The organism is Allobosea sp. GW822-FHT03F07 (genome assembly GCF_058801345.1).
This window is the reverse complement of sequence record NZ_JBXAND010000003.1, coordinates 126,716-150,972: the sequence shown is the minus strand read 5'-3', so window position 1 is coordinate 150,972 and position 24,257 is coordinate 126,716. Positions and strand designations below refer to the sequence as shown.

Below are 24,257 nucleotides of genomic sequence, written 5' to 3'. Positions count from 1 at the left end.
CAGAAGCGTTGCGGTGGACGCGAGCGGGGGCTATTGCCCGGACAGACAAGCGGAGAATGGCGATGAACATCCTTCTGATCGGTTCGGGCGGCCGCGAGCATGCGCTCGCCTGGGCGATCTCCGGCTCGCCGCTCTGCGACCGTCTTTTCATCGCGCCGGGCAACCCGGGCACGGGGCAATGCGGCGAGAATGTCGTGCTCGACATCGCCGACCATCCGGCGGTGGTCGCCTTCTGCAAGCTGCAGCACATCGATCTCGTCGTGGTCGGCCCGGAGGGGCCGCTGGTCGACGGCATCGCGGATTCGCTCACAAGCGCGGGAATCAAGACCTTCGGCCCCTCAAGAGCCGCCGCCCAGCTCGAAGGTTCGAAGGCCTTCACCAAGGAACTCTGCGCCGAGTTCGGCATTCCCACCGCGGGCTTCGGCCGCTTCACGGATGCAGCCGCCGCCAAGGCCTATGTCGCGGCCCAAGGCGCGCCGATCGTGATCAAGGCGGACGGCCTCGCCGCCGGCAAGGGTGTGGTCATGGCGCAGACGCTGGCCGAGGCGAACGATGCGATCGACATGATGTTCGGCGGCGGGCTGGGTGCGGCCGGCGCCGAGGTCGTGATCGAGGAGTGGATGATCGGCGAGGAGGCGAGCTTCTTCGCACTCTGCGACGGAGCCCATGCGCTGGCGCTCGCATCGGCGCAGGACCATAAGCGCGTCGGTGACGGCGACACCGGCCCCAATACCGGCGGCATGGGCGCCTATTCGCCGGCGCCGGTGATGACCAAGGCGCTGGAAGAGCGGGTCATGGCCGAGATCATCAGGCCGACGCTGGCCGGCATGGCCGAGCGCGGGGCGCCGTTCCAGGGTGTGCTCTTCGCCGGGCTGATGATCACGGCCTCGGGCCCGAAGCTCGTCGAGTACAATGTCCGCTTCGGCGATCCCGAATGCGAAGTGCTGATGCCGCGCCTCAAGAGCGACATCGTGCCGGCGCTGCTCGCTTCATGCGACGGCGTGCTCGACAGCTTCGACCTGCGCTGGTCGGACGAGACGGCCCTGACGGTGGTGCTGGCAGCCAAGGGCTATCCCGGCAAGCCCGAGACGGGCACCATCATCAAGGGCATCGAGAAGGCGGAAGCGATCGACGACGTGCTCGTCTTCCATGCTGGCACGAAGCAGGACGCAGCGGGCGCGATCCTTGCCAATGGCGGGCGCGTGCTCAATGTCGTGGCCACGGCGAAAACTGTGAGCGAGGCCCAGGCGCGTGCCTATGCCGCAGTCGATGCGATCGACTGGCCAGGCGGCTTCTGCCGCCGCGACATCGGCTGGCAGGCGGTGAAGCGCGAGCGCGAAGGCTGACAAAGGCACGCTCGCGACGTATATATGCGGCGCAATCTCATATATACGTTCGGAGGTGCGTCGTGAGTGTACTCATCAAGGACGCGGAGACTGATCGCCTCATCCGCGACGTAGCGACCCGCACCGGCGAGACCATGACGCAGGCCGTGCGAACCGCGATGCAGGAACGCCTGGCTCGCTTGCCTCCAACTCAAAATGCCGGCCGCCTCGACATGGCGAAGATCGAAGCCTTTCTGGCCGAGATCGACGCCATGCCCAAGATCAACACCGATCTGACCGATGACGAGATCATCGGCTATGACGAGAATGGTGTCCCTAAGTGAACCTATCGCGGATCGTCGTGGACAGCTCGGCGATGATTGCGATCCTGCAGGGCGAGCCCGAGCGCGCCGCCATGGTCGATCGACTGAACCGCGCCGGGGAGGTGATGTGCTCGACGGTCAGCTTTGTGGAAACCTTTATGGTAGCAAGCCAGCGCCTCGTCGGTTTCGATCTCGACAACCATCGGGATTTTCTGACGCGGTTCGGGATTCAAAGCCGCGCAGTCGATGAGGAACAGGCCATCCTCGCCGCGCAAGCCTTCGCCCGCTTTGGCAAGGGCCGCCACCCGGCCAAGCTCAGTCTCGGCGACTGCTTCTCCTATGCGCTAGCCAAATCCCTGAACGCCCCCTTGCTCTATAAGGGGGACGATTTCGGCCAGACAGATATCGTCTCGGCGGCGAACATCGGAGCCCGCCCATGAGCAATCTCGACTCCCTCTTCCCCGGCTTCAAGGGCCATTGGATCGACGGCCCGGTCGGCAAGATCTTCGCGCGGGTCCGCGGCGAGGGGCCGCCGGTCGTGCTGATCCACGGCTTCCCACAGACCCATGCGGAATGGCACAAGATCGCTGGCGAGCTGGCGAAGAGCCACTCCGTCGTCTGCCCGGATCTGCGCGGCTATGGCTGGTCGGCCGCGCCGCATGGCGATGGAGGCGCACAGACCTACAGCAAGCGCGGCATGGGCGAGGACATCGTCGCCGTCATGCAGGCGCTCGGACATTTGCGCTTCGCCGTCGTCGGGCATGACCGCGGTGCGCGTGTGGCCTACCGGCTGGCGCTCGACCACCCCGGACGCGTCGACCGACTGGCGCTGCTCGACATCCTGCCGACGGTCTCGATGTGGGAAGGCATGAGCGCGGCGCGCGCCATGCAGGTCTATCACTGGACCTTCCTGGCCCAGCCCGAGCCCGTTCCGGAAAACCTGATCAAGGGCGATCCGGCCGGTTGGCTCGACCACACCATCGCGAGCTGGACGCGGGCGAAGTCGCTCGAACTGTTCGACCCGCTGGCGCTCCAGGCCTATGGCGAGTCCTTCAACGACCCGGCCCGCATCCACGCCGCCTGCGAGGATTATCGCGCCGGGGCGACCACCGATGTCGAGCATGACAAGGCCGATCTCGCTGCCGGCAGGCACATCCTCTGTCCGGTCCTGATCCTGTGGGGCGAGGCCGGGATTCCGGCCAAGGGCGCGAGCCCGCTCGAAATCTGGCGTGAAACCTTCGCGCCGCAGGCCGAAGGGCTGGCGATCGACAGCGGGCACTTCCTCCCGGAGGAGAATCCGGCGGCGACGCTGGCGGCGCTGATACCGTTTTTGTCCAAGACCGGCGCCTGACGCAGCCATGATCATGCGGCCGCCGGCCTTGCATCCGCCGGCCGAAGCGACCTGGAGCCCCCCGATGAAGCTCACCGATTTCAACACCCTGACGTTCGATTGCTACGGCACCCTGATCGATTGGGAGAGCGGCATGGTCGCGGCGCTCGCGCCGCTGGTGGCGAAGGTCGGCCGCCCCTTGAGCCGCAATGCCGTGCTCGAGGCCCATGCCCGGCATGAATCGAGCCAGCAGCGCCATACGCCGACGAAGCGCTACAGCGAGCTGCTCGCCATCGTCTACAAGCGCTTGGCCGAGGAATGGGGCGTGCCGGCGGCGTGGGAGGAGTGCCAGACCTATGGCCGCTCGGTCGGCGACTGGCCGGCTTTCCCCGACACGGCCGCCGCGCTGCAGCTGCTGAAGCGGCGCTACAAGCTCGTCATCCTCTCCAATGTCGACAACGAGTCCTTCGCGCTCAGCAATCGCCGCCTCGGCGTGACCTTCGACGCGATCTACACCGCCGAGGACATCGCCAGCTACAAGCCGGCCGCGGCGAATTTCGACTACATGCTTGAGGCGCTGGCCACGCTCGGCGTCGGCAAAGGCGACATCCTCCACACCGCCGAGAGCCTATTCCACGATCACAAGCCGGCGAACACGGCCGGCCTCGCCTCCTGCTGGATCTACCGGCGCCATGCCGATGAAGGCTTCGGCGCGACGATGAACCCGGGCAAGATGCCGCATTACGATTTCCGCTTCAACAGCCTCGGCGAGATGGCGCAAGCCGTTATGAAGGAGTGCGGCGAATCCTGAGCGCCGCGGCGGAGCGCGGCGGCACGATGGCACAGGCGAAGCGCAAATCAGTCGTCCGCCCGGGCGGGCCCGCACCGGAACTGGTTCTTGTGCTCGGCGCCGGCGGCGCGCGGGGGCTCAGCCACATCCTGGTGCTGGAGGCGCTCGACGAACTCGGCGTCCGGCCGACCCTCATCGCCGGTTGCTCGATAGGCGCGATCGTCGGCGCGGCCTATGCCGCTGGGCTTTCCGGCCGCGACCTACGCGAGCACGTCACCAGCACCTTCCGCGACCGCGCCCGCGTGATCGCCAGGCTGCTCGATGCCCGGGTCGGCAAGTTCACCGACTTGATGCGCCGGCTCGGCAACCCCGTGCTGATCGACGGCGAGCGGATGCTCGACCTGTTCTGGCCCGAGGCCGTGCCGGATCGGTTCGAAGAGCTGAGCATCCCCTTCGCGGTGACGGCGACCGACTATCATCTCCATGCCGAGGTTTCGCTGAGCCATGGCCCGCTGACACCTGCTGTCGCGGCCTCGCTGGCGATTCCGGGACTGGTGCGCCCGGTTGTAATCGAGGGACGAGTGCTCATCGATGGCGGCGCGATCAATCCCCTGCCCTATGACCGGCTGATGGCGCCAGGCCGGATCGTGATGGCGATCGACACCAGCGCGCCGGCGACGATCAGTGAGACGCGGGTTCCCGAACCGCTGGAGGCGATGCTCGGCGTCAGCCAGATCCTGACCCGGACAATCGTCCAGCGCATGATCGAGCGGCAACCGCCGGACATCCTGGTCCGCGCCGGAGGAGACGGCATCGGGGGGCTCGACTTCTTCAAGGCCAGGGCGATCCTCGACGCGGCGGAGCCGGTGAAGGAGGAGGTCAAGCGAAAGCTGGCACAGGTGCTGGAACGGCAGGGGTAGAGCACTTTAACGATCCGACTGGATCGCTAAAGTGCTCCAGCCATTGATTTCGACGCGTTTTCTTCACGCGAACCGGTGTCCACTTCGCTTGAAAACGCTCTGACCGGCTCCGGCGCATCGCAGCGGAACCCCGGCAGCGCCGCAGCCAGCGCCGCCCTGCCGGCTGGCGTCAGTGTCACGGCGCGGCTGTCCTTGCGGCGCAGGACCCAACCCGTCTCGAAGCAGCGGCAGGCCAGCGCCGCTGCGAGCGAGCCCGCCAGATGCGGACGGCGTTCGCTCCAGTCTAGGCAGGGCCGCAAGGCGGCACGCCGGCCCGGCTTGCTCGCGAGCGTGACGCCGAGCGCGACGAAGATCGCCTCTCCGGATGCGGTCAGGCCGTAGCCGCCATCGGCCACAGTGAGATGGCCGCCGGCGACCAGCGCGTCATGGATGGCGATTCCGAGCCGGCCGGCGAAATGGTCGTAGCAGGTGCGGGCCTCGCTCAGCTCCGCACCGACGCGTGAAGGCAGGCGTCGGCGCACTCCTTCGCCACCGGCCAGCACCATCAGCCCTTCGAGCGCCTGCGCGACCTCCGGACCGGCCAGACGATAATAGCGATGGCGCCCCTGCACCGCGACCGCCAGCAGGCCGCCCTGCATCAGCTTGGCGAGATGCCCGCTCGCCGTCTGAGGCGCGACGCCGGCGAGCCAGGCCAGTTCCTTGGCCGTCAGCGCCCGACCATCCATCAGCGCGTGGAGCATGTTGGCGCGGGCGGGGTCTCCCATCAGATGGGCGATCTCGGCGAGATAGGGGCCGTGCGTGCTCATGGCGGCATGATGCTCCGCTAGCGCTGGCGCGCAAGCGGGAACGCTACGGCCACGACCGTAGCATCCGGCCGCGACAGCAGGCGTCGGCAATGCCACAACCGGTTCATGACCGACCCCAGCCTCAGCCTCATCCTCTTCATCGCCGCCACCTTCCTGCTCGCCGGCTTCGTCAAGGGCGTCATCGGGCTCGGCCTGCCGACCATCGCGGTCGGCATTCTCGGCGTGGTGATGGTCCCGGCGCAGGCCGCAGCGCTGCTGGTGGTGCCCAACCTGATCACCAATGGCTGGCAGATCGCGACCGGCCCTGGGCTGAAGGCCATTCTGCTCCGGCTCTGGCCGATGCTGGCGGGCATCTGCGTGGGGACCTGGGCGGGAGCCGGCCTGCTCGAACAGCAGAAGAACGGCTCCGCCACGCTCTGGCTCGGCATCGCGCTCGTGCTCTATGCGCTTGTCGGGCTCAAGGCCGCGAAGCTGCGCGTTCCGGCCGGGATGGAAAGCTGGCTCGGGCCGGTGATCGGGATCGCGACCGGCGTCGCCACCGCCGCGACCGGCGTCTTCGTGCTGCCGGCGGTGCCCTATCTGCAGGCGCTCGGCCTCGACAAGGACGAACTGGTGCAGGCGCTCGGCCTGTCCTTCATCGTCTCGACGCTGGCGCTGTCGGTCGGATTGCTGGGCGCGGGCGCGCTCGATGCCAAGGTGGCCTGGCATTCGGCACTGGCGCTGCTGCCGGCTCTCGCCGGGATGGCGGCCGGGACGATGATCCGCAACCGCATCTCGGCGCAGACCTTCAAGCTCTGCTTCTTCGCGGGGCTGCTGGCGCTCGGGGCCTATCTGGTGCAGCGGGCGGCCTGAGCGGCCGCCCGCCACGCCGCATCAGCGGTTATAGGCTAGGCGGCGGTTGCCGCGCTTGTGGCCGTACCAGGAGATCTCGAGTTCGCCGACATCGACATGCACGATGCCGTTCGAGTAGGAGCCGACGCCGCCGGTGCTCTCGAGCGACTTGGCGACCGCAACCGCCTTGCGGGTGGAGGTGGCGAGCGGGCGGAAATCGATCGCATTGCCGCTGTAATGCTGTGAATGCCTGGCGTGGCGGCCGCCGCAGGTCGAGGTGATCTGGATCGGCCCGATCCTATCGGTCAACTCCTTGATCATCGCCACGGTCGCGGGCTTGAGACAGCCCAGCCCCTTGACCTGGGGCTGAAAGGAAACCTGCTTGATCGAAGTGTCTGCGCGAGCCAGAACAGGCACGGAAACTGCCAAGACAACAGCCGCAACAATACTACGCATTACTAACCTAACTGAATGGAGAAATGAAAAGCTACAGACACCATCTCATGGTCTGTCTGAGCGGTTCTCGGGACGCAATAGTTGGGTCACAAGGCTAAAAAAAGGCACAGCCGATTCGGATGATCTGGAGCTATAGCCACGCCCCGCCATCGCCACCGGCCGGCATTCTGAAATACCAACGAAACCGCCGCCGAAATGCGTCGCCTATCCGATCCATCGAAATTCAACCGGCGATTGCACGTCGCATTCGCCCGTTTTTGCAGCGTGCGTTGCCGAGGCGGAAATGCGCCTTGCTTTTCCTCGGGATTGCAAACCGACCGGCCAGCCGGCGCCGGGTGGCGCCGGGCGGCGCGCGATCAGCCGGCCTTCCTGGTCACGATCGTCAGTTCGCCCTCGTCGTCGATCTGGGCGATCACCACGTCGCGCGACGAAAACCCCTTGGCCTCGAGCGCCGATTTCGCGACCGGAGCGGCTTCGATGGCCTGCTGCAGGCGCTGAAGCTGATCGGCCGTGCGGGTCGCGGCGAGCTGGTTGACCTGGGTCTTGGTCTCCTCGGAAAGCTCATCCAGGGCGACGACGCTGACCTTCTTGATGGCGGGCGCGGGCGCCTGCGGCGCGGCGGCCGGCGGCGTCGCCTCGCTCGAGGGCGCCTGCGCGTTGACGGGGCCGGCGAGGATGAGGGCGGCGCCTGCGGCCGCCAGCATGATCATGCGCATGGATTGTCCTTCCATCGGTTGCGGATGGGCGCGATTGAGCCGGGCGAATGGGTCGGGAAGCCGGGCTGGATCGGGTCATTCCATGACGATGTCGGGGCCGGAATGCGTTGGCCGGCCGGCATTCGAAGATTTTCCGAATTGGATTGACGACCGGCTAACCGACGCTTCGTCAGGTCCGCGCAAGCCTCACGACCCCATGTTAGTCTGGGCCAGTTGCGTACGTTCCGTCATGGAGGCGTGGATGGCCGACGAGGTGCAGAACTACCTGATATCGGAGATCGAGACACTTCGCAGCGCGGTCCTTCGGGCCGGCGCGCTGAATGCCAAGACGCTCGGCCCTTGCGCCGAGACCCATCTGGAAAACGTCCTGCGCTTCGTCACCATCTCGCATGAGATGGAGGAAGCGACATACCTGGCCCTCTCGCAAATCGCCCTGTTCGCGCGCGCACTTTACGCCCAGGCGCAGATCGGCGAGATCGAGCAGGCGCGGCGCGACGCGCTGGTCGCGATCGATGCGCTCGCCATCGTCGTGGACGAATCGATCCCGAGCCCGGCCGCACCGTTCGCAGGGGCGCTGGAGGCGGACATCGTCCAGTCTGACCTGACCGCACCAGGCTAAGCCGCGCTGAGAGCTAGCGCCGGCCCTGAAAGAAGCTGCGCAGAAGCTCGGCCGCCTCGCTTTCGCGCAGGCCGCCATAGACCTCCGGCTGATGGTGGCAGGTCGCGCTGGCATAGAGTCTGACCCCGTTCTCGACAGCGCCCCCCTTGGGATCGCCCGCGCCGAAATAAAGCCGCCGGATGCGAGCAAAGGAAATCGCCGCCGCGCACATCGGGCAGGGCTCGAGCGTGACGTGCAGGTCGCAGCCGAGCAGGCGCTCGGAGCCTATGGCCTCGCAGGCCAGGCGCAGCGCCAGCATCTCGGCATGGGCGGTCGGATCCTTCAGCTCCAGCGTGCGGTTGCCGGCGCGGGCGAGCACCACGCCGCCGCGCGTCACGACGGCACCGACCGGCACCTCCCCGCGCGCAGCCGCAGCCCGCGCCTCGTCGAAGGCGAGCGCCATCGCATCCGGGATTTTGGCCTCTGGCCTCCCGGCATCGGGCGCCGATGATGGGCGCGGCTGCGGCATCGAACCTCCGTTTTGGCGCTCGCAGGCGCGGGGGCGCTCTGCTACAAGCGCCGGCTACACCAAGAATTCGAGCCTGTCCTCTTTCGCGAAAGTGCCTGTCACTTTCGGCGCGGCACGCTCAGGAGCAGTCATGAGCGACGACAACAATCAGAAAAGCCGGGGCCCGCGCAAGGGCGGCGGAGCCGGCGGGCGTGGCGGCGGATCTGGCGGCGGGCGCGATGGCGGGGGTTTCGGCGGCAAGGGCCCGCGCTCCGGCGGACCAGCCGGCGGCGAACGCAAGCCGTTCCGAAGCCGCAGCGAGGGCGCAGAACGCCCCGCCCGCAGCTTCGGCAAGCCGGAAGGAGCCCGCGCGCCCTTCCGCGAGCGCGCCGGGAGCGATCGCCCCGGCCGCGAGGGCGGCGCGGAACGCCCCTTCCGGGCGCGGCCCGAGGGCGAGCGCAGTTCGAGCCGTCCGCCGCGCGAGGGTTTTGCGCCGCGAGGCGAGCGTTCCGGCGGTGCCGGCGCTGGCGGCAAGCGTTTCGACCGGCCCAGAACCGAGCGTCCGCGGCGCCCGCGCGAGGAAGCTCCGGTCAGCGAGGCCAAGCTGCTGCCTTCGCTGATCCAGGAGCCCGAGCGCGTCGCCAAGGTGATGGCGCGCGCCGGCGTCGCCTCCCGCCGCGACTGCGAGGCGATGATCGCGGAAGGCCGCGTCAGCGTGAACGGCAAGGTGCTGGAGAGCCCGGCGCTCGATGTCGGCCCGGACGACGTCGTGCTGGTCGATGGCGAGTTGCTGCCGGCGCGCGAGCGCACGCGGATGTGGCTCTACCACAAGCCGCGCGGCCTCGTGACGACGAACCACGATCCCGAGGGTCGGCCGACCGTCTTCGACGCGCTGCCGGAGGATCTGCCGCGCGTGCTTTCGATCGGCCGGCTCGACATCAATACCGAAGGCCTGTTGCTGCTGACCAATGACGGCGGGCTGGCGCGCATGCTGGAACTGCCGGAGACGGGCTGGCTCAGGCGCTATCGCGTGCGTGCCTTCGGCTCGGTGACGCAGGACAAGCTGGACACACTGCGCGACGGCGTCACCATCGAGGGCGTTCACTACGGCCCGGTCGTGGCGCGCTTCGAGCGCCAGCAGGGCTCGAACACCTGGCTGACGGTTGATCTGCGCGAGGGCAAGAACCGCGAGGTCAAGACGGTGCTGGAGCATCTCGGCCTCGACGTGAACCGGCTGATCCGCGTCTCGTTCGGGCCGTTCCAGCTCGGCGACCTGCCCGAGGGCGAGGTCGACGAGCTGCGTTCGCGCGTACTCAAGGACCAGCTCGGCGAAGAGCTGATGGCGAAGGCCGGCGTCGATTTCGAGGCGCCGCGCCGCGACGAACTGCCGGCAGCGCCGCCAAAACCTCGCGCAAGCCAGGCTGCCCCGAGCGGCGACGACCGGCCGCGCCGACGCGAGACCGGCGATCGCGACGGCAGGCCGGAGCGGGAGCGCTGGCAGAGCGACGTCGTGCGCACTCCCTCGCTCGACGATCGCAGCGACAAGCCGTGGAAGCGCACCGTCTGGCGCGACGAGGAGGCCGAGCCGCAGCGCGAGCGCAAGGCGCCGCCGCGTCGCGGTGCCGACCCGAAGATCGAACGCCAGACGCGCGAGGCGACCGGCGAGGTGGTGCGCCGCCGCGACAAGGCGATCGCCGATCCGAGCGGCCGCCGCGTTCTGGTCGAGCGCGTCAGCGTCTCGGCGCGCGAGGAGCCACGCGCGGCGAGAGCTCCACGCGAGGATGCCAGCCCGAAGCGCAGGCCCGACCGCCTGCCGCGCAGCGAGCGCGGCGCCAGGGAGGGCCACCCGGCCCGGACGCAGGGGCGCGAGCGGAGGCAGGAGCGCCCCTGGCACGACGCGACTGAACGGCCCGAACGCGCCCCGCGTGGCGACAGGCTCGCGCGCGAGGGCGGCGAGCGCCCGCCCCGTCGCTTCGGCGAGCGGCCGGGCGAGGAGCGCGGCGGCGACAGGCGCCCCGGCGGCCGCAGCTTCGGTGACAAGCCGGGCGGAGCGGGAAAGAGCTATGCGGCGCGCTCCAGCGAGCGCCCGGCGGGGCGCAGCGGCACGGGCGAACGCAGCGGCGGCAAGTCGTTCGGGGGCAAATCCTTCGGGGGCAAGCCGTCTGGCGGCCGGCCGTCCGGCGGCAAGCCCGGCGGTGGCGGGCGCCCGGGTGGCGGCCGCCCCAGTGGTGGCAAGGGTCCGCGCCCCGGCGGCAATCGGGGCTGAGCGCTAGCCGATGCGGATCGTCGGCGGACGTTTGCGCGGGCGGCCGCTCGTCGGCCCGAAACCGGGGATCGGGAGCATTCGCCCGACTTCGGATCGCCTGCGCGAATCGCTCTTCAACGTGCTGGCCCATGCCTATGACGACCCGCTCATTGGGGCGCGCGTGCTCGACCTGTTCGCCGGCACCGGCGCGATGGCTTTCGAGGCGCTCTCGCGCGGGGCGGGTTTCGCGCTGCTGGTCGACGACGGCACCGAGGCGCGCGGGCTGATCCGCGAGAACCAGATGGCGCTCGGCCTCGCCGGCCATAGCCGCGTCTTCCGGCGCGACGCGACGAAGCTCGGCGCAATCGGCCCGATGGCGCCCTTCGGCGTGATCTTCTGCGACCCGCCCTATCGCAAGGGGCTGGGCGAAAAGGCGTTGGCCTCCGCCCGCGATGGCGGCTGGCTGGAGCCGGGCGCGCTGGTGGTGCTCGAGGAGGCAGCCGATGTCGCGATCGCGCTGCCGGAGGGCTTCGAGGAGATCGAGCGCCGGGCCTATGGCGAGACGCAGGTGGTGATGTTGCGGGCGGGGTGAGCCACACCGGCCGCTGAACGGGGATTGGCCGCGACCTTATCCCCGGCTTGTCCTTCGTGCTTAGTCTCCGTGTCCGTCGCGGAGATCAAACGCACGGATGCTTCCACTCTCATCGATACGACAAGCCGAGCATGCCGCTCGGCTGCGCCGCAACAGGCTCGCCAGCCAAGTAGCCGGCGAGCGCATGATGCGTGCCCTGGCGCGGCTGCAGGCCCTCGTCGAAAAGGCCGGCTTCAGGGAGGACCAACCCCGCATTCCCGGAGGAAGCGGGCCGGGCAGCGGCCAATGGATGTATGTCGAGGGCTACGCACAAGGCCGACAGCCGGGCATCGGCGACAATGGCGGGCCTTCGCTCGACCCACCTGAGCCTCCAAAAGAGCCGCCCAACGACAAGGTCTCGAAGACCCAGGCCGCCAAGGCGCTCGCCAAGCAGATCGCCCGCGTGGCGCTGCGGCGGGCCGGCCCGATCGGCGCAGCCTTCATGGCGATCGAGGCGGGGCATTGGCTGTATTCGGAGTGGCCGTCGATCCGATCCTATCAGGACGAGCCGAGGTCGCTTGCCGAGCTCCAGCAGAATGCCGGTCAGAGGCGGCCAGGTTATGAAGACCATCACATCGTCGAACAGGGTACGCAGATGCGCGAGGGCTTTTCCCCCTCGATGCTCGACAGTGTCCACAACGTTGTCAGCGTGCCGAAGTACAAGCATCATGAAATTACGGGGTGGTATAACAAGCCAAACCCCGATTTCGGCATGCAATCTCCACGGGCCTATCTTCGTGGCCGCGACTGGTCCGAACATGTCCGTGTCGGGCAGATGGCCATGCGCCGATTCGGAGTCCTCAAATGAAGCGCAGAGAGGATCTGAGCGCCCTATCGAGTGACGAAATCGTTCGTCGTTTCGAGCAACTCTGCGTCGAGCAATACGACGCGATGGAGCGCGATGAACTGGCGCGCGTCAACCGTCTCGTCTGGCGGGTTCATGCTCTAGAGACGGAGCTAAAGTCTCGGCCGGGCGATCAACGGCGCCTTCTCATGAAGTTGTTCGGCCATCCCAACATGCAGGTTCGGCTGTCGGCCGCCCGCGCCAATCTCGCGGTGGATTATCTCGCCGCTCGCTGCGAGATGCAGGCCATCGTGGATTCGAAATGGTACCCTCAAGCAGGCGACGCGGGAATTTCGCTGGAGAACATTGACACGGGCTTCTATCGACCAAGCTGATGAGATCTAACAGCCCTCCTCACCGCCGCCCGAACAGCCGCTCGATATCGGCGAGCTTCAATTCGACATAGGTCGGCCGGCCGTGGTTGCACTGGCCTGAATTGGGCGTGACCTCCATCTCGCGCAGCAGCGCATCCATCTCCTCGGGGCGCAGGCGGCGGCCGGCGCGGACGGAGTTGTGGCAGGCCATCGTCGCCAGGACATGGTCGAGGCGGCGCTCCAGCGAGCCGGCGGTGCCGTGCTCGGCCAGCGCATCGGCGACGTCGCGGACGAGCTTCTGGAGGTTGCCGCCGGCGAGCTGCTGCGGCGCCTCGCGGACGAGCACGGCGCCCGGCCCGAAGGGTTCGAGCCGCAAGCCCAGCGTTTCCAGTTCTTCGCTCGCCGTGTTCAGGCGATCCGCGTCGACGGGGTCGAGTTCGACGACCTCAGGCAGCAGCAGCGGCTGGCGCGCGATGCCATTCCTGGCGCGCTCTGCCTTGAGGCGTTCATAGACGAGGCGCTCATGGGCAGCGTGCTGGTCGACGATGACGATGCCCTCACGCGTCTGGGCGACGATATAGGTCTCATGGAGCTGGGTGCGAGCGGCGCCGAGTGGGCGGTCGAGCGCGTCGCGGGTCGGCTCGGCGAGATGCGCGCGGGCATCGGCCGAGGGCGCGCCGAAGCTGGAGAAGCCTTGCTGCGGGCGGGCGTCGAAGCCGCTGGCGGACGCCGTCCAGGCCGGCGTGTCGGGCAGGTTCGGGCGCAGAGGCGCAGCGGCGTTTCCGGCGCCGGCGAAGACCGCGCGGAAGGCCTCCAGCGTGCGGGCGCCGCCGGTGGTGGTGGCGCGGTGACCGGCCTCGGCCAGCGCCGCCTTCAGCCCGGAGACGACGAGGCCGCGCACCAGCGCGGGATCGCGGAAACGGACCTCGCTCTTGGCGGGATGGACGTTGACATCGACGAGGCGCGGATCGCAGGTGACGTTGAGGAAAAGCACCGGATGCCGGTCGGAGGGCACGACGTCGGCATAAGCGCCGCGCACGGCCGAGAGCAGCAGCTTATCGCGCACCGGGCGGCCGTTGACGGCGAGGTGGACTCCCGCCGAGGTGCCGCGATGGAAGGTCGGCAGGCCGGCGAAGCCTGTGACGCGGAAGCCCTCGCGCGCCGCATCGAGGCGAAGCGCATTCTCCGGGAAGTCACGGCCGAGCGCGCGGCCAAGCCGGCGGAGCTGGCCGTCATCGCCCAGCGCCTCGGCCGGCCAGTCGAAGGGCGAGACGTGCTCGCCTTCGAGCGCGAAGCGGATCGCGGGATGGGCGATGGCGTGGCGACGCAGCATCTCCGAGACAGCCTGCGCCTCGGCCCGGTCGCTCTTCAGGAATTTCAGTCGCGCCGGGGTGAAGGCGAAGAGATCGCTGACCTCGATGCGCGTGCCCGGCGCGGCGGCGACGGGACGCACGACGCCCTTCTCCCCCGCCTCGACGACGAGGCCGACGCCCTGGGCTGCCTCATGGCGGCGGGTCGCGATGGACAGGCGCGCGACCGAGCCGATCGAGGGCAGCGCCTCGCCACGGAAGCCGAGCGAATTGATCGCGAAGAGATCGCCGTCCGGGAGCTTGGAGGTGGCATGGCGCTCGACGGCGAGGGCCAGATCGTCGGGCGTCATGCCGGCACCGTCGTCGACGACGCGGATCAGTTCGCGCCCACCGGCTGCGATGGTCACCGTAATCGCGCGCGCACCGGCGTCGATCGCGTTCTCGACCAACTCCTTCACCGCGGCAGCCGGCCGCTCGATCACCTCACCGGCGGCGATGCGGTCGACCAGGACGGGATCGAGGCGGCGGACGGACATGAGGCGATCCGGGTGGATGAGATATGCGGCGGCGCCGAATCGTGTCGGTGCCAAGTCGGAGGATAGCGGTTGGGAGCGTCCGGCGCTCTTATCCGCGCCGTCATCCCGGACAAGCCGCGTCAGCGGTGCCGATCGGGGATCCATGTCGGAGCGCTACTTTTGAGAGGCTCAGGCATGGATTCCGGGTCTCCCTCCGGTCGCCCGGGATGACCCGCGCTTCTTGAGTAATATCAAGCCTTCAACTCAGACCAGATCGACCGGCCGACCCACCGCCTGCACGAGCAAACGCGGGTCGCCAAAGAGCCTATCCGCCACGCGCTTGACGTCAGCCAGCGTCACCGCCGCAAAGAGCCTATTGCGCTCGCCGAGGAACTCCGGCTCGAAGCCGTTCACCGCGAGGCCGAGCAGCTCGGAAGCGATCTTCGGCGAGGTGTCGAAGCGCAGCGGATAGGAGCCGATGATGTAGCGCTTGGCCTCCTCGACCTCGTGCTCGCTCGGTCCCTCGCTGGCGAGCTTGGCCATCTCCCCGCGGATCACGGTCATCGACTCGGCGGCGCGCTCGTTCTTGGTCGCGGTGCCGCCGACCAGCATGGCGCTCTCACGCAGCGGCAGCAGGCTCGACGAGACGCCATAGGCGAGGCCGCGCTTCTCGCGCACCTCCATGAACAACCGCGAGGTGAAGGCGGAACCGCCGAGGATGTGGTTCAGCACGCTGCCGGCGATGAAATCGGGATCGTGCCGCATCAGGCCGGGACCGACGAAGCGCAGCACGGTCTGCGGCACGTCGAGATCGATGACATGGGTTTCGCCCAGCCCCTGGATCGGCAGCGGCTCGCCGGGCAACGCACGCGGCAGGCCTTCAGGCAGCGCGCCGAAGACCTGATCGAGGCGGCGGGAGAGTTCGTCGGCCGTGATGTCGCCGACCACCACGACCTTGAGCCCCGCGCGGGTGAGCAGGTCGCGCGAGAGCGCCTTCAATGCGGCAGGCTCGAGCCGCGACACGCTGTCGACATCGCCCTTCTCGGGGCGGGCGTAGGGGTGGCCGGCGAAGGCCGCCGCATAGAGCGCATTGCGGCAGAGCGTCTCGGGATTCTGCGCCTGGCGCTGCAGGCCGGAAATGACCTGTCCCTTGACCCGCGCCACGGCGTCAGCGTCGAAGCGCGGCGCGTTGACGGCGAGCGCGAGCAGCTCGAAGGCGGTGTCGCGATGACCGGACAGCGTCTGGAGATGGCCGTGGAAATCGTCGCGGCGGGCATCGAAGCCCAGGCTGATCGCGTGATCGGCGAGCTTGCCGTGGAAGGCTTCGGCATCGAGATCGCCGGCGCCCTCGTCGAGCAGGCCCGAGACGAGATAGGCGCTGCCGGCGGCGTTGTCGGGATCGCGCGTCGCGCCGCCGTCGAAGGCAAAATCGACCGCGATCAGCGGCAGGCTGTGCTCCTCGACCAGCCAGGCCCCGACACCCGCAGGCGAGCGGACCTTCTGGACGGCGACGGAGGGCCCCGAGAGATTCGATACGGCGGCGGGGATGGGTGCGTTCATGTCATGTCCTGACGGCGGGTCGGCGGCCCCGAGGAAAGAGGGCGGCCGGTTCAGGCGGAAGGCAGCAGCAGGCCGGTGACGCAGCGGTCGGGCCGAAGATAGCGACGGGCCGCCTCGACCACGGCCTCGCGCGGCACGGCTTCGATCCGCGAGGGCCAGGCCAGCACGTCCGCGACGCTCTCGCCGACGGCGAGCGAGGCGCCGAAGATGCGCGCCAACGAAGACTGGCTGTCGCGGGCGAAGATCGTCTCAGCGACGAGGCGGGTGCGGGCACGGGCGAGTTCCAGTTCGCTCGGCCCCTCATCGAGGAAAGTGGCGAGCGCTGCATCGAGCCCGGCCTCCAACGCCGCCATCTCGACGCCGGGGCGCGGGCTGGCGGAGACCTGGAAAGCGGCGCGATCGACCATCGAGCCCATAAAATAAGCGCTGGCGCCAGAAGCCAACTCCTGTTCGACGCAGAGCCTGCGATAGAGCCGCGAGGTCGTGCCGCCGCCAAGGATTTCGGCGACAAGCTCGAGCGCGAAGACCTCGTCGGCATCGCCGCTGCGATAGGTCGGGGTCAGCCAGCCGCGCCGCAGCGAGGGCTGGCGCACGCGGGGATCGCTCAGCGTGATGCGGCGCGCGGCGCGCGGATCAGGCTCGGCCGGGCGCTTGCGGACCGGCATCGCGCCGCGCGCGGGGATCGCGCCGTAGGTCTCTTCGGCAAGGCGCCGCACGGTCGCGGCATCGGTGTCGCCGGCGATCACGAGGATCGCGTTCTCGGGCGTATAGAAGCGCTGGTAATAGGCGAAGGCGTCGTCGCGGTTCAGTTCCTCGATCTCGTGCTCCCAGCCGATGATCGGCGTGCCATAGGGGTGATGCACGAAGAGCGCCGAGGAGAATTCCTCGCCGAGCTGGGCAGCGGGGTCTGAATCGACGCGCATCTTGCGCTCTTCGAGGACGACGTCGCGCTCGGGACCGACGACGCTCTCATCGAAAGCCAGCCCGGTCATGCGGTCGGCCTCGTAATCCATCATCGCGCGCAGATGTTCCTTCGGCACGCGCTGGAAATAGGCGGTGTAGTCGAAGGAGGTGAAGGCGTTCTCCTGCCCGCCGAAGCCGGCAACGATCTTGGAGAACTCGCCGGCCGGCCAGCGGGCCGTGCCCTTGAACATCAGGTGCTCGAGGAAATGCGCGATGCCGGACTTGCCGGCCGGATCATCGGCCGAGCCATTGCGATACCAGACCATGTGGGTGACGACGGGCGCGCGACGGTCCGGGACGACGACGACGTCCATGCCATTGGCGAGCTGGAAGGATTCGACGGGCTGCGCGGCCTGCGCCTGGCGGGCCTGGCCCTGCTGCGAATGCTTGTTCACCTGGGGCCGTCTCCATTGCCGCACGCGGGGTCGAGAGCCCGCGCGGATACAGCATGCACAAGGGATTGCCGGCGCGCGAGGCTGGCTGCGCACCGGGATGGTCAGTCTACCGGAGATAAGGCGGCGTGACGTCTAGCGCCAGAGCCATGCGCCTTGGCGCGCCCGAAGCCGTTCCGCAGGGGGGGCACGACTCCGGCATCGCGCTTACTGCATCGGGACCTGACCGGTCAGGAACTCGCGCTGGCCGACCGCCTGCCTGTCCTCCTGGGGTCCTTGCTTGCCGGGGCCGAGCGCCGCAGTACCGGCCGGGCGACGATAACCGACCGGAGGCTCGGAGAGCAGGCGACGCGGCGGCTCCTCACCATAGACGAGCTGGTCGGCCGCGGCCTGGTTGTGGCGGCCCGCCATTTCGCGGCCGATGCGGATCGGCGCGATCTGGTTGTTGTAGTTGTTGTGGTCCTCGGCGATGACCGGACGGCCGGCGTCACGCGTGGTGCGGCCGCGGCGCAACTCCTCCTGGCTCAGCATGGGATTGTTGCGCCAGTTCGGGTTGGAGCCTGCCGGGGCACGGGCGCTGGCGGCGTCCGCGCGGCGCTTGGCGACGTCTGGATCGTTCGGCCAGGCTGCGTTGCGGGTGCTCGCCGGATCCTGCGGGCGCGGCAGAACCGAACTCGGCGGAACGACGAGCGGCGGGCGCTGGCGATACTCGATATCCTCGCCCGGCCGGCCGCCGATGACGCCCTCCATCAGGTTCTTGAAGAGCATGCCCTCCTGCGCCAGCGCGGGCTGGGCCGCCAGAACAAGACCGCCGGCCAACAGCAGATGCGTCACGCGGATGCGGTGAGCCATGTCAAACCTCCCTCGGGGATATCGCTTCCCCTACACAAGCCCCAGACGAACGGCGAAACGATGGCGAAACCCGGCTCAAGCCGTCTTTTCCGCGCCTGGGCGGAAGGACTCATATAGCAGACCGATCACTCCGACAACGATGGCCGCATCGGCTATGTTGAAGATGTACCAGCTGAAGCTGCCATAATGCAGGTGAACGAAGTCTACCACGGCACCGTAGACAGCACGGTCGAGCCCGTTGCCGAGCGCGCCGCCAACAATCAGCGCGAGGCTGGCCACCGTCAGGGGGCGCTGCTCGCGCCACATCCAGCGGCCGAGCCAGACCGCCGCGACGAAGGAGATGATCACCAGCGCCCAGCGTCCGATATCGGTGCCCTGCTGGAAGAGCCCGTAGGAAATGCCGCGGTTCCAGGCGAGCACGATGTCCATGAACGGCGTGATCGCGAAGGGGCCGGTCTCGGCCAGGCGCAGGCCGAAGAGCAGCCAGAGCTTGAGCGCCTGATCGGCCAGGAAGACGATCAGGACGACGATGACGCCAAGACGACGAGCAGGGCTCACGCAGCGCCCTTTCCGAGTTCGCGCAGCGCCCTTGCGTCACGCGGCGTCACCGAGGGATAGGCGGCGTCGGCCGTCGCCGGATCGAAATACTTCCAGGAACGGGCGCATTTGATGCCGTCGGCGCGATGCGGCACGACCGCGACGCCCGGCACCTCGGCGAGGCGGAAAGCCTCTTCCGGCCCATCCCCATTCTCGACGCGGATGCCCGAGGTGATGCTGATCTCGGCGAGATCGACGCCCGAGAGCGCGGCGAAGAGATCGGCATCCGTGATGAAGACCTGCGGTGCGGCCTCCAGCGAGGAGCCCAGCCGCTTGGCGGCGCGCTCCAGTTCGAGCGCGCCGGTGACAACACGGCGGACCTTGCGGATCTTGCTCCAGCGCTCGGCCAGTTCGGGATCGAGCCAGTCGGCCGGCGCCTTGGCGAAGAGTTGGAGGTGGACCGAGCCCTCGCCGACCTTCTGATCGGGGTAACGCTCGAGCCAGGCCTCCTCGGCCGTGAAGACCAGGATCGGCGCGAGCCAGGTCGTCAGGCAGCGGAAGAGATGGTCGACGACGGTGAGCGCGCTCTTGCGGACATGGCTGGAGAGCGGATCGCAATAGAGCGCGTCCTTGCGGACGTCGAAATAGAAGGCCGAGAGCTCGGTGTTCATGAACTGCGAGAGCAGCGTCACGACCTTCTTGTAGTCGTAGGTGCGATAGGCTTCCTCGACCTGGGGCCCGAGTTCGGCCAGCCGGTGCAGCATCAGCCGCTCCAGCTCCGGCATGGTCTGCGGCTCGGCGACGCGGATGTCCTCGCTGAAATGCGCGAGCGTGCCGAGCATCCAGCGCTGGGTGTTGCGCAGCTTGCGATAGGTCTCGACGAAGGTCTTGAGGATCTCCTTGCCGATGCGCAGATCGTCGGAATAATCCGCCGCCGCGACCCAGAGGCGCAGGATGTCGGCGCCGCTGTCCTTGATGATGTCCTGCGGGGCCGTGACGTTGCCCTTCGACTTCGACATCTTCTCGCCCTTCTCGTCCAGGCAGAAGCCGTGCGTCAGCACGATGTCATAGGGCGCGCGGCCGCGTGTGCCGCAGCTTTCGAGCAGCGAGGAATGGAACCAGCCGCGATGCTGGTCCGAGCCTTCGAGATACATCACGCGGTCATTGCCGCCATCGCCGCGACGCCGGGCGCGCAGATCGGCGCGCTTCTCCAGCGTGAAGGCATGGGTCGAGCCTGAATCGAACCAGACGTCGAGCACGTCGGTGACGCGCTCATACAGCGCCGGATCGTAGCCGAACGGCTTCAGGAAGCGGGCGCCGTCGGTGTCGGTGAACCAGGCGTCGGCGCCTTCAGCTTCGAAAGCCTCGGCGATGGCGGCGTTGACCTTCGGGTCGACCAGGATGTCCTTCGTCTCCTTTTCGACGAAGACGGTGATCGGCACGCCCCAGGCGCGCTGGCGCGAGACGACCCAGTCCGGCCGGTTGGCGATCATGCCGTTGATGCGGTTCTCGCCGGCAGCGGGGACCCATTCGGTCTCCTTGATCGCGCCGAGCGCGACCTCGCGCAGCGTCCGGTTGCCGAGCGTATCGACCGTCTTGTCCATCGCGATGAACCATTGCGGCGTGTTGCGGAAGATGACCGGCTTCTTCGAGCGCCACGAATGCGGATACTGGTGCTTCAGGCGGCCGCGCGCGACGAGACTGCCGGAAGCCGCGAGCGCCTTGATCACGGCATCGTTGGCGTCGCCCTTCTCGCCCTTGTCGGTGATGACCTGCGCGCCCTCGAAGCCGGGCGCATCCTTGGTGAAACGGCCATCGGCATCGACGGTGTAGGGGATGCGGGTCTCGATGCCGGCCTTCGCCAGCTTCTGGCCGTTCGCCATCCAGACGTCGAAGTCCTCGCGGCCGTGGCCCGGCGCGGTGTGGACGAAGCCGGTACCGGCATCGTCGGTGACATGGTCGCCGTCGAGAAGGGGGACGTCGAAATCGTAGCCATGGCCGCGCAGAGGGTGGGCGGCGGTGAGACCAACGTTCAGCAGGATTGGTTCAGCGAGCTTCTCATAGCCATCCACCTTGGCTGCCTTAAAGACCGCATCTGCGAGCTTCTCTGCAAGAAGATAAACCGCTCCAACCTTTGCCCAATTTCCTTCCGGCGCTTGGATAACCCGGTACAGCGCGTACTGGAGTTTGGATGAGAATGCGATCGCGCGGTTGCCCGGAATCGTCCAAGGCGTGGTCGTCCAGATAACTACGGAGGCGCCTTCAATCCCGAACTCGCGGAAATCCGCGGGTGAAGCGAGCCGACGCTGCTCTGCAGTTTTGGGATCATACACCGTCGCGGCGACCAGCGGAAACGCCACGAACACCGTGTCGCTCGTGTGCTCCTCATACTCGACCTCGGCCTCGGCGAGCGCGGTCTTCTCGACCACCGACCACATCACCGGCTTGGAGCCGCGATAGAGCTGGCCGGTCTCGGCGAACTTCATGATCTCGCGGGCGATCTGCGCCTCGGCGGGATAGGCCATGGTCAGGTAAGGATCGTCCCAGTCGCCCTCGACGCCGAGCCGCTTGAACTCCTCGCGCTGGACATCGACCCAGTGTTCGGCAAAGGCGCGGCATTCCTTGCGGAACTCGACGACATCGACGTCGTCCTTGTTCAGGCCCTTGGCGCGGTACTGCTCCTCGATCTTCCACTCGATCGGCAGGCCGTGGCAGTCCCAGCCCGGAACGTAGTTGGAGTCGTGGCCGAGCATCTGCTGCGAGCGGGTGACGAGGTCCTTCAGGACCTTGTTCAGCGCATGGCCGATATGGATGTTGCCGTTGGCGTAAGGAGGGCCGTCATGCAGGACGAAGCGGTCGCGGCCCTTCCCGGCCTCGCGCAGCTTGCGGTAGAGATCGATCTTGGCCCAGCGCGCGAGCAGTTCCGGCTCGCGCTGCGGCAGGCCTGCCCGCATCGGGAACTCTGTCTGCGGCAGGAACAGGGTCTGGGAATAGTCGACGGCGTCGGTCTTGTCGGTCAGCTTTGCTTGGGGCTTGTCGGTCATGGTCCGGCTCGGGCAATGCGGATGAGCCTGCCATGATTGCCTGGCTTGGCGCTGATCCGCTGAAAAAATCAGGAAAAGCGATCGTCACCCGGCTTGCGCAAGCGCCCACGCATCAGCGCAGGGCGGCAGCCGGGCCTGTAATTCGCCGGGAAACATCGATGAACTTGACGCAAAGGGCGAGCATGAGCGGCTTCTAGCAGGCGCACGCTAAGGAAGGAAGGGCGGCGTCCTCGTCAGGATGTCGCGCGCCCGCAGGCTGTCGGCGTCCATCTGGACAATCAGAGCGTCGAGCGAGTCGAACTTCGCTTCGCCGCGCAGCCAGGCGACGAGGGCGACATCGACCTGCTTGCCATAGAGGTCGCCGGAGAAGTCGAAGACGAAGGTTTCGAGCCGCGGAGCGCCGTCGTCGAAGGTGGGACGGCTGCCGAAGCTGGCGACGCCGTCATGCCAGACGCCCTCGATCTTCATCCTGACGGCATAGATGCCGTATTTCAGCCGGCAATCGCGGGCGAGATGCATATTCGCGGTGGGATAGCCGAGATCACGCCCGCGCTTGTCGCCATGGGCAACCACGCCGCGCACGAACCACGGCCGGCCGAGGAACTCAGCCGCACGGGCGACATCGCCCTTTTCCAGCAGGTTGCGGATCAGTGTCGAGGAGACCGGCTCGCCCGCCCAGGCATAGGGCGCAATGACGGCAACGGGCACGCCGGCATGTATGGCCCGCGCCTCGAGCATCTCCGGCGAGCCGCTCCGGCCCTGGCCGAAATGGAAATCATAACCGCAGACCAGCCCCGCAGCGCCGAGCTTGCCGAGCAGGAGTTCATCGACGAAGGCCTCGGCATGAATAGCGGCGATGTCGCGGGTGAAGGGCAGCACGAAGGTGAGCGGCAGGCCGACCGCGGCCAGCAGTTCCGTCTTCACGGCCGGCGGCGTCAGGCGGAAGACGGGATGCTCAGGGCGGAAGACGCTGCGCGGATGCGGCTCGAATGTCAGAGCGGCGGCCCGGGTTCCAAGCCTTGCCGCCATCTCGCCCGCGACGCGCGCCAGTTCGGCGTGGCCGCGATGGACGCCGTCGAAATTGCCGAGCGCGATAACCGCGCCTCGCATGGCATCGGGTATCGGCCTGTCGAGGTCGAGCACGAAGCTCGCGGCGGCGTCGGCGGAAGAGTTCATCGGGCAGGGCTATCCGGGCGCCCGGGCGCTCGCCGGGCAGGCCCGTCATTGGGCAGACGCGGCGAGGCGTCAAGCCGGCTGGCTCAACCCATGACCTGATCCGTGTGTCGATCCCTGCTGAATCCTTGGCTCGATGCCTGGGCTCAATCCCTGGGCGCGGACGGCGGCAAGGCGACCCAGGCCTCGCCCTCCAGAACCGCCTTGCCGTCGACGAGGCACTCGCAGAACAGCCGGGCCCGGCGGCGCTCCGTGACCAGTTCCACGACCTCGACGCGGGCGGTGACGACATCGCCGATCTTCACCGGCGCGAGGAAGGTCAGGGTCTGCGACAGATAGACTGCGCCGGGGCCCGGCAACTTCGTGCCGAGCAGCGCGGAGACCAGGCTCGCGGTCAGCATGCCATGGGCTATGCGCTGGCCGAACTTGGTGTTGGCGGCGAAGCGGTCGCAGAGATGGATCGGATTGGCGTCGCCCGAGAGATCGGCGAACAGCGACACGTCACGCTCCATCACAGTCCGCATCAGGCTCTCGCTCTGGCCGACGGTCAGGTCCTCGAAGGCGTGGACGGTGTAGAGCGTGCTGTTCATTGCTGTGATCGGCCTTCGTCTCCGGCGCGGCGCGAGACCTCCAGCCGGGATCGATCTGTCTATAAGGCAACCCTGTCACAGCAGCGGCAGGCCGACCATAGGACTTTGGTGGCCTCGCAGGAAGTCGTATGACCCTGCGTCACTCCGGCATCGGATTAACAGCTTTGAAAGCCGGGCGCGCTATCACCTTGACCTGTAGCCGCTGCCTTGATCAAGGCAGCGCAGCGTGGGTACCGCCCGCGCCTTCCCGTTTTCTTGGAGCACCGCAATGGCTCTCGACCCTTCCATGCCCATCCTGGTGGTCGACGATTACCAGACGATGGTCCGGATCATCCGCAATCTCCTGAAGCAGCTCGGCTTCGAGAATGTCGACGACGCCTCGGACGGCCAGGCCGCCATCGCCAAGATGCGCGACAAGCAGTACGGGCTGGTCATTTCCGACTGGAACATGGAGCCGATGACCGGATTCGAGCTGCTGCAGCGCGTGCGTGAGGAAGACGCGCTGTCGGCGACGCCCTTCATCATGGTCACCGCCGAGTCGAAAACCGAGAATGTCATCGCCGCCAAGAAGGCGGGCGTGAACAACTACATCGTCAAGCCGTTCAACGCGCAGACGCTACGGTCCAAGATCGAAGCCGTCGTTTGCGCCGCCTGAAGGCAAACGCCACGTCTCAACTGGCGGCG

25 protein-coding genes are annotated in these 24,257 nt (G+C 67.7%); 13 read left to right on the top strand and 12 right to left on the bottom strand.

Annotated elements, in window-relative coordinates:
* The first annotated feature begins 62 nt into the window (after positions 1-62).
* The 6 genes from purD to AC1RMY_RS12035 all read left to right on the top strand — a co-directional run bounded on the left by purD (position 63) and on the right by AC1RMY_RS12035 (position 4,688).
* Complete coding sequence (purD, locus tag AC1RMY_RS12060; RefSeq protein WP_492864705.1) at positions 63-1,346, top strand: phosphoribosylamine--glycine ligase; 1,284 nt, start codon at positions 63-65, stop codon at positions 1,344-1,346.
* Positions 1,347-1,408: 62 nt separating this feature from the next.
* Positions 1,409-1,669, top strand: coding sequence for a type II toxin-antitoxin system VapB family antitoxin (locus AC1RMY_RS12055; protein ID WP_492864703.1), 261 nt, complete (start codon positions 1,409-1,411; stop codon positions 1,667-1,669).
* On the top strand, positions 1,666-2,088 hold the full coding sequence (locus tag AC1RMY_RS12050) for a type II toxin-antitoxin system VapC family toxin (protein ID WP_492864701.1): 423 nt from the start codon (positions 1,666-1,668) through the stop codon (positions 2,086-2,088). Before AC1RMY_RS12055 ends, AC1RMY_RS12050 begins: the two co-directional genes overlap by 4 nt.
* Positions 2,085-2,999: an alpha/beta fold hydrolase gene (locus tag AC1RMY_RS12045; protein WP_492864699.1), complete on the top strand. Its 915-nt coding sequence runs from the start codon at positions 2,085-2,087 to the stop codon at positions 2,997-2,999. The genes AC1RMY_RS12050 and AC1RMY_RS12045 overlap by 4 nt, the downstream gene beginning before the upstream one ends.
* Positions 3,000-3,063: 64 nt before the next feature.
* Positions 3,064-3,789: a haloacid dehalogenase type II gene (locus AC1RMY_RS12040; RefSeq protein WP_492864697.1), complete on the top strand. Its 726-nt coding sequence runs from the start codon at positions 3,064-3,066 to the stop codon at positions 3,787-3,789.
* 26 nt (positions 3,790-3,815) lie between these two features.
* Positions 3,816-4,688 (top strand): patatin-like phospholipase family protein, encoded by an 873-nt coding sequence (locus AC1RMY_RS12035; RefSeq protein WP_492864695.1) that lies wholly within the window; start codon positions 3,816-3,818, stop codon positions 4,686-4,688.
* Between the two features lie 26 nt (positions 4,689-4,714).
* Here the strand turns inward: AC1RMY_RS12035 and AC1RMY_RS12030 are convergent, their stop codons facing one another.
* Positions 4,715-5,494: an ArsR/SmtB family transcription factor gene (locus AC1RMY_RS12030; RefSeq protein ID WP_492864693.1), complete on the bottom strand. Its 780-nt coding sequence runs from the start codon at positions 5,492-5,494 to the stop codon at positions 4,715-4,717.
* Positions 5,495-5,599: 105 nt separating this feature from the next.
* On the opposite strand from AC1RMY_RS12030, the gene AC1RMY_RS12025 reads away from it, so the two are divergent.
* Entirely contained in the window at positions 5,600-6,346 is a 747-nt protein-coding gene (locus AC1RMY_RS12025) for a sulfite exporter TauE/SafE family protein (RefSeq protein WP_492864691.1), read from the top strand.
* A 21-nt stretch (positions 6,347-6,367) separates the two neighbouring features.
* Here AC1RMY_RS12025 and AC1RMY_RS12020 read toward each other — a convergent pair whose 3' ends face one another.
* Together AC1RMY_RS12020 and AC1RMY_RS12015 are read right to left on the bottom strand one after the other, a co-directional pair.
* Positions 6,368-6,742, bottom strand: coding sequence for a peptidoglycan L,D-endopeptidase MepK (locus tag AC1RMY_RS12020; protein ID WP_492864689.1), 375 nt, complete (start codon positions 6,740-6,742; stop codon positions 6,368-6,370).
* A gap of 395 nt (positions 6,743-7,137) precedes the next feature.
* Positions 7,138-7,497: a hypothetical protein gene (locus tag AC1RMY_RS12015; RefSeq protein WP_492864687.1), complete on the bottom strand. Its 360-nt coding sequence runs from the start codon at positions 7,495-7,497 to the stop codon at positions 7,138-7,140.
* Positions 7,498-7,738: 241 nt separating this feature from the next.
* On the opposite strand from AC1RMY_RS12015, the gene AC1RMY_RS12010 reads away from it, so the two are divergent.
* On the top strand, positions 7,739-8,116 hold the full coding sequence (locus AC1RMY_RS12010; RefSeq protein ID WP_492864685.1) for a hypothetical protein: 378 nt from the start codon (positions 7,739-7,741) through the stop codon (positions 8,114-8,116).
* Between the two features lie 13 nt (positions 8,117-8,129).
* Here AC1RMY_RS12010 and AC1RMY_RS12005 read toward each other — a convergent pair whose 3' ends face one another.
* Positions 8,130-8,558, bottom strand: coding sequence for a nucleoside deaminase (locus tag AC1RMY_RS12005; protein ID WP_492865301.1), 429 nt, complete (start codon positions 8,556-8,558; stop codon positions 8,130-8,132).
* 196 nt (positions 8,559-8,754) lie between these two features.
* On the opposite strand from AC1RMY_RS12005, the gene AC1RMY_RS12000 reads away from it, so the two are divergent.
* The 4 genes from AC1RMY_RS12000 to AC1RMY_RS11985 all read left to right on the top strand — a co-directional run bounded on the left by AC1RMY_RS12000 (position 8,755) and on the right by AC1RMY_RS11985 (position 12,658).
* Positions 8,755-10,869 (top strand): pseudouridine synthase, encoded by a 2,115-nt coding sequence (locus AC1RMY_RS12000; RefSeq protein WP_492864683.1) that lies wholly within the window; start codon positions 8,755-8,757, stop codon positions 10,867-10,869.
* Positions 10,870-10,879: 10 nt separating this feature from the next.
* Complete coding sequence (gene rsmD, locus AC1RMY_RS11995) at positions 10,880-11,440, top strand: 16S rRNA (guanine(966)-N(2))-methyltransferase RsmD (protein WP_492864681.1); 561 nt, start codon at positions 10,880-10,882, stop codon at positions 11,438-11,440.
* A gap of 289 nt (positions 11,441-11,729) precedes the next feature.
* Complete coding sequence (locus AC1RMY_RS11990; protein WP_492864679.1) at positions 11,730-12,287, top strand: hypothetical protein; 558 nt, start codon at positions 11,730-11,732, stop codon at positions 12,285-12,287.
* Entirely contained in the window at positions 12,284-12,658 is a 375-nt protein-coding gene (locus tag AC1RMY_RS11985; protein WP_492864677.1) for a DUF2019 domain-containing protein, read from the top strand. Before AC1RMY_RS11990 ends, AC1RMY_RS11985 begins: the two co-directional genes overlap by 4 nt.
* Before the next feature lie 19 nt (positions 12,659-12,677).
* Here the strand turns inward: AC1RMY_RS11985 and mutL are convergent, their stop codons facing one another.
* The 8 genes from mutL to AC1RMY_RS11945 form a co-directional block, all read right to left on the bottom strand.
* Positions 12,678-14,483 (bottom strand): DNA mismatch repair endonuclease MutL, encoded by a 1,806-nt coding sequence (gene mutL, locus AC1RMY_RS11980; protein WP_492864675.1) that lies wholly within the window; start codon positions 14,481-14,483, stop codon positions 12,678-12,680.
* A gap of 243 nt (positions 14,484-14,726) precedes the next feature.
* Positions 14,727-16,022: a M16 family metallopeptidase gene (locus tag AC1RMY_RS11975; protein ID WP_492864673.1), complete on the bottom strand. Its 1,296-nt coding sequence runs from the start codon at positions 16,020-16,022 to the stop codon at positions 14,727-14,729.
* 50 nt (positions 16,023-16,072) lie between these two features.
* Positions 16,073-17,380, bottom strand: a complete 1,308-nt coding sequence (locus AC1RMY_RS11970) for a M16 family metallopeptidase (protein ID WP_492864671.1) — start codon at positions 17,378-17,380, stop codon at positions 16,073-16,075.
* A 204-nt stretch (positions 17,381-17,584) separates the two neighbouring features.
* The gene (locus AC1RMY_RS11965; protein WP_492864669.1) at positions 17,585-18,229 is read right to left on the bottom strand and encodes a hypothetical protein; all 645 of its coding nucleotides are present in this window, start codon (positions 18,227-18,229) and stop codon (positions 17,585-17,587) included.
* A gap of 75 nt (positions 18,230-18,304) precedes the next feature.
* Positions 18,305-18,787 (bottom strand): signal peptidase II, encoded by a 483-nt coding sequence (lspA, locus tag AC1RMY_RS11960; RefSeq protein WP_492864667.1) that lies wholly within the window; start codon positions 18,785-18,787, stop codon positions 18,305-18,307.
* The gene (gene ileS / locus AC1RMY_RS11955; protein ID WP_492864666.1) at positions 18,784-21,810 is read right to left on the bottom strand and encodes an isoleucine--tRNA ligase; all 3,027 of its coding nucleotides are present in this window, start codon (positions 21,808-21,810) and stop codon (positions 18,784-18,786) included. The genes lspA and ileS overlap by 4 nt, the downstream gene beginning before the upstream one ends.
* A gap of 207 nt (positions 21,811-22,017) precedes the next feature.
* On the bottom strand, positions 22,018-22,986 hold the full coding sequence (locus tag AC1RMY_RS11950; protein ID WP_492864664.1) for a bifunctional riboflavin kinase/FAD synthetase: 969 nt from the start codon (positions 22,984-22,986) through the stop codon (positions 22,018-22,020).
* 143 nt (positions 22,987-23,129) lie between these two features.
* Positions 23,130-23,573 carry a MaoC family dehydratase gene (locus AC1RMY_RS11945; protein WP_492864662.1) on the bottom strand — a complete coding sequence of 148 codons (444 nt, stop codon included), beginning with the start codon at positions 23,571-23,573 and terminating at the stop codon, positions 23,130-23,132.
* 268 nt (positions 23,574-23,841) lie between these two features.
* Between AC1RMY_RS11945 and AC1RMY_RS11940 the strand changes: the two genes are divergently transcribed.
* On the top strand, positions 23,842-24,228 hold the full coding sequence (locus tag AC1RMY_RS11940; RefSeq protein WP_492864660.1) for a response regulator: 387 nt from the start codon (positions 23,842-23,844) through the stop codon (positions 24,226-24,228).
* The last annotated feature ends 29 nt before the right edge of the window (positions 24,229-24,257 follow it).

Bases quoted from the DNA above. Each gene is read 5' to 3' on its own strand.
- purD (WP_492864705.1), top strand. From the start codon at position 63: ATGAACATCCTTCTGATCGGTTCGGGCGGCCGCGAGCATGCGCTCGCC.
- AC1RMY_RS12045 (WP_492864699.1), top strand. From the start codon at position 2,085: ATGAGCAATCTCGACTCCCTCTTCCCCGGCTTCAAGGGCCATTGGATC.
- AC1RMY_RS12040 (WP_492864697.1), top strand. From the start codon at position 3,064: ATGAAGCTCACCGATTTCAACACCCTGACGTTCGATTGCTACGGCACC.
- AC1RMY_RS12035 (WP_492864695.1), top strand. From the start codon at position 3,816: ATGGCACAGGCGAAGCGCAAATCAGTCGTCCGCCCGGGCGGGCCCGCA.
- AC1RMY_RS12030 (WP_492864693.1), bottom strand. From the start codon at position 5,494: ATGAGCACGCACGGCCCCTATCTCGCCGAGATCGCCCATCTGATGGGA.
- AC1RMY_RS12025 (WP_492864691.1), top strand. From the start codon at position 5,600: ATGACCGACCCCAGCCTCAGCCTCATCCTCTTCATCGCCGCCACCTTC.
- AC1RMY_RS12015 (WP_492864687.1), bottom strand. From the start codon at position 7,497: ATGCGCATGATCATGCTGGCGGCCGCAGGCGCCGCCCTCATCCTCGCC.
- AC1RMY_RS12010 (WP_492864685.1), top strand. From the start codon at position 7,739: ATGGCCGACGAGGTGCAGAACTACCTGATATCGGAGATCGAGACACTT.
- AC1RMY_RS12005 (WP_492865301.1), bottom strand. From the start codon at position 8,558: ATGGCGCTCGCCTTCGACGAGGCGCGGGCTGCGGCTGCGCGCGGGGAG.
- AC1RMY_RS12000 (WP_492864683.1), top strand. From the start codon at position 8,755: ATGAGCGACGACAACAATCAGAAAAGCCGGGGCCCGCGCAAGGGCGGC.
- rsmD (WP_492864681.1), top strand. From the start codon at position 10,880: ATGCGGATCGTCGGCGGACGTTTGCGCGGGCGGCCGCTCGTCGGCCCG.
- AC1RMY_RS11990 (WP_492864679.1), top strand. From the start codon at position 11,730: ATGTATGTCGAGGGCTACGCACAAGGCCGACAGCCGGGCATCGGCGAC.
- AC1RMY_RS11985 (WP_492864677.1), top strand. From the start codon at position 12,284: ATGAAGCGCAGAGAGGATCTGAGCGCCCTATCGAGTGACGAAATCGTT.
- mutL (WP_492864675.1), bottom strand. From the start codon at position 14,483: ATGTCCGTCCGCCGCCTCGATCCCGTCCTGGTCGACCGCATCGCCGCC.
- AC1RMY_RS11975 (WP_492864673.1), bottom strand. From the start codon at position 16,022: ATGAACGCACCCATCCCCGCCGCCGTATCGAATCTCTCGGGGCCCTCC.
- AC1RMY_RS11965 (WP_492864669.1), bottom strand. From the start codon at position 18,229: ATGGCTCACCGCATCCGCGTGACGCATCTGCTGTTGGCCGGCGGTCTT.
- ileS (WP_492864666.1), bottom strand. From the start codon at position 21,810: ATGACCGACAAGCCCCAAGCAAAGCTGACCGACAAGACCGACGCCGTC.
- AC1RMY_RS11950 (WP_492864664.1), bottom strand. From the start codon at position 22,986: ATGAACTCTTCCGCCGACGCCGCCGCGAGCTTCGTGCTCGACCTCGAC.
- AC1RMY_RS11945 (WP_492864662.1), bottom strand. From the start codon at position 23,573: ATGAACAGCACGCTCTACACCGTCCACGCCTTCGAGGACCTGACCGTC.
- AC1RMY_RS11940 (WP_492864660.1), top strand. From the start codon at position 23,842: ATGGCTCTCGACCCTTCCATGCCCATCCTGGTGGTCGACGATTACCAG.